This is a genomic window from Protofrankia sp. Cr2, from assembly GCF_963555885.1.
Lineage (GTDB): Bacteria > Actinomycetota > Actinomycetes > Frankiales > Frankiaceae > Protofrankia.
Map to the genome: position 1 here is coordinate 25,551 of NZ_CAUVXG010000046.1, position 2,746 is coordinate 28,296.

Annotated in this window: 4 protein-coding genes; 3 read left to right on the plus strand and 1 reads right to left on the minus strand. The window is 67.7% G+C overall.

The annotated features are described in order from the left end of the window. Positions 1-176: 176 nt before the first annotated feature. The 3 genes from U9978_RS18360 (at position 177) to U9978_RS18370 (ending at position 2,010) form a co-directional block, all read left to right on the plus strand. Positions 177-419: a helix-turn-helix transcriptional regulator gene (locus U9978_RS18360; RefSeq protein WP_322762367.1), complete on the plus strand. Its 243-nt coding sequence runs from the start codon at positions 177-179 to the stop codon at positions 417-419. Beyond that, positions 412-1,683, plus strand: coding sequence for a HipA domain-containing protein (locus U9978_RS18365; protein WP_322762368.1), 1,272 nt, complete (start codon positions 412-414; stop codon positions 1,681-1,683). The genes U9978_RS18360 and U9978_RS18365 overlap by 8 nt, the downstream gene beginning before the upstream one ends. A 192-nt stretch (positions 1,684-1,875) precedes the next feature. Then, complete coding sequence (locus tag U9978_RS18370; RefSeq protein ID WP_322762369.1) at positions 1,876-2,010, plus strand: transposase; 135 nt, start codon at positions 1,876-1,878, stop codon at positions 2,008-2,010. A 359-nt stretch (positions 2,011-2,369) separates the two neighbouring features. Here U9978_RS18370 and U9978_RS18375 read toward each other — a convergent pair whose 3' ends face one another. Further along, the gene (locus U9978_RS18375; RefSeq protein WP_322762370.1) at positions 2,370-2,600 is read right to left on the minus strand and encodes a hypothetical protein; all 231 of its coding nucleotides are present in this window, start codon (positions 2,598-2,600) and stop codon (positions 2,370-2,372) included. Positions 2,601-2,746: the final 146 nt, after the last annotated feature.

Here is a 2,746-nt window from a genome sequence, read left to right on the forward strand (position 1 = left end):
AGGTACCGTCGCTCGCGCGTCGAACATGCGTTCCGTTTGTTGGGTGGGTGGCCCGTCCTGCCTCCGTTCCCCGGCACTCGCTGTGCGCCTTTGGTCTGGGTGTGGGTCCTGCGGCCGGCCAGGATATCTACTCCCGGTGATATCGCTGTTTACCGATAGCGGTGTAGTATTGGTCAATGGTGATACCGGCAGGTGAGTACCAGGTGATCGCGGCCCGGGACTTCGGCGCGGCGATCAAGTACTTCCGAACCTCCGCCGGGGTGACGCAGGTCGCAGCGGCCGAGGCGACGGGGGTCGGGCAGTCCTACATCTCCTCACTGGAGGCGGGCAGGTTCGGCAGCTCGCTGACACACGCGTTGCGGCTGTTGCGGTTCGTCGGGTGCGAGGTCGTCGTCCGGCCGAGGCGGGCACGTGGCTGACCATCTGGTGGCCTGGCTCTACGAGACCCCTACGGTGGTCCTGACGCCTGGGCCGGAGTTCCGGATCACGCTGGAGTGGCGGGCCGAGGCGGTGGAGCGATGGGGAGCGGGTAGCCCGGCGCTGTCGGTCGGACTACCCATCGGGGCGGTGATCGGCCCTCGGGACATGCGGGGTCTGGACTTCTTCGAGAACGTCCTGCCTGAGGGCCCGACGCTGCAACGGATGGCGGCTATCGCCGGAGTACGCCCAGCCGACACCTACGGGATCCTGAAAGCGTTCGGCCGCGACTGCGCTGGCGCGATCCAGGTGCTACCCGAGGGCGAGGAGCCATGCGCCGGTGACGAAGGCGGCTACCGCGTGATGACGTCCGATGACCTGCGCGGGGTCATCGGAGCGCTGGACGTCGCCCCGCTGGGCGTTGCGCCTGAGCGTGGGTTCCGGCCGTCGCTGGCCGGATTCCAGCGCAAGGCGCTCCTGGGCCGCGCCGCCGACGGCTCCTGGCAGCTTCCGACGGGGGATGCCCCGTCGACGTGGATCCTCAAGCCCGACGGCCCGCACGCGATGGCCGCCAACGAGGCCACCTGCCTGGCACTCGCCGCAGCCTGCGGGCTGGCCGCGGCGGAGGGGGAACTGCTCGATGTCGCGGGCCTCCCGGTGCTGGCGGTCCGGCGGTTCGACCGGCGGGAGTGCGACAGCGGGCGGCTCCCGGTCAGGGTGCACCAGGAAGACGGCTGCCAGGCGACCGCAACGCCACCAGGAATGAAGTACGAGGAACAGGGCGGCCCGTCGCTGCGCGACTTCGCCGAAGTGCTGCGGACCTTCGGCGACCCCCGAGATGTCACAGTCCTGCTGCGCCGGGCGACCTTCAATACCGCCGTGGGCAACGCCGACGCGCACGCCAAGAACTTCGCGATCCTGCACCAGGCCGACGAACCGGCCGTCCGCCTCGCCCCGTTGTATGACGTGCTGTCGACGATCGCCCTCGAGCTCCGCGACCATTTCGGACAGCTACTGCGAGCCGACACCCACCTCGGCCAGCGGGTCGGCGGGCAGGCGGACATACAGGCGGTGACCGCGACCAACCTCGTGGACGAGGCGACCACATGGGGCCTGCGCCGACGGACCGCCGCGGCCGTCGTGACCGACACACTGGACCAGATTCTCGCGTCCATCCCGGACACTCCCGGAGACGACAGGGTCCGCACCATCATCAAGCAGCAGACCCAGCGTGTCCGTCTCGGGAGGAACTCACCGTCAGCATGAAATTCGCTCGAGCAGAAGCAGTAGGCGGCTCTCCTTCGGTTCGTATCGGCTCGTATCGGCTACCGGCCTGCCAGCGGGTCGGGGTCGCGTGGTTGTCGTCAGTCCGCAGGAACGCCGTCCACTGACCAGTGGAGCGATCCCGTTTCTGTGGACAGCGGACCTGAAGTTCACTGTCTGAAAGGAAGGGTCGTCATGGGGTCGCCTCTCCGGAAGTACACGCAGGAGTACAAAGACGAGGCGGTAAGGTTGGCGCTCGACTCCGACCGGTCGTTAGCCGAGGTCGCGAAAAGCCTGGGCGTCAACGAATCAACCTTGGGAACTGGGTGACGAAGGCAAAAAAGGACAGCGAGTCCGACGAGAAGCCGCTGTCGGTGTCAGAGCGCGCCGAGCTGATCGAGCTCCGGAAGAAGTACGCACAGACACAGATAGACAACGCGTTTCTAAAAAAGCGGCGGCCTTCTTCTCGACTTTCGCTGTTACGTTGCGTTGAGCTCCCATGCCAGACGGATGGTGTGGATGTCCTCGGGGGCCGGCTGGTCGGGGCGAGTGACCTGATATTTGGTGGCGATCAGTACCCGGCGCAGCTTGTCAATCATGTCGGCGGTGGAGGGGTTGGCCTTGGTGGTGTACCAGGGTGCCCGGTCGCGGTGATCGGCAACGTCGGTGGGGGTGTGACCGACGGTGGCCTACCACAGCATGGTGAGGGTCTGGCAAGTCAGGCCGAACGTGCCGTACCACAGGCAGCGCACGGTGGCGATGTGGACGGTGGCGGTCTTCCCGTACCGGCGTACCGGCAGCGGGGTGAACGACACCTGTGCGGCGAGCGCGGTCAGGCTCGGCAGCCGCGCTCCCTTGGACCGGGGCCGGCCACGGCGGCCGGTGCGCGGTGGGGCCAGGTCGTACAGGGCGGCATCCACCCGCACCGGTCCGTGCCTTGCCCGCCGCGAGGGCGAACATGACCGCGGTGCTCGCCGCCGTCCAGCCGATGCCGAGCTCGCAGCGGTGCGGGTGATAGCCGGCCGCCAGCACCACCGTGCACACCTGTGTGCTCGGAGCAGAAAAG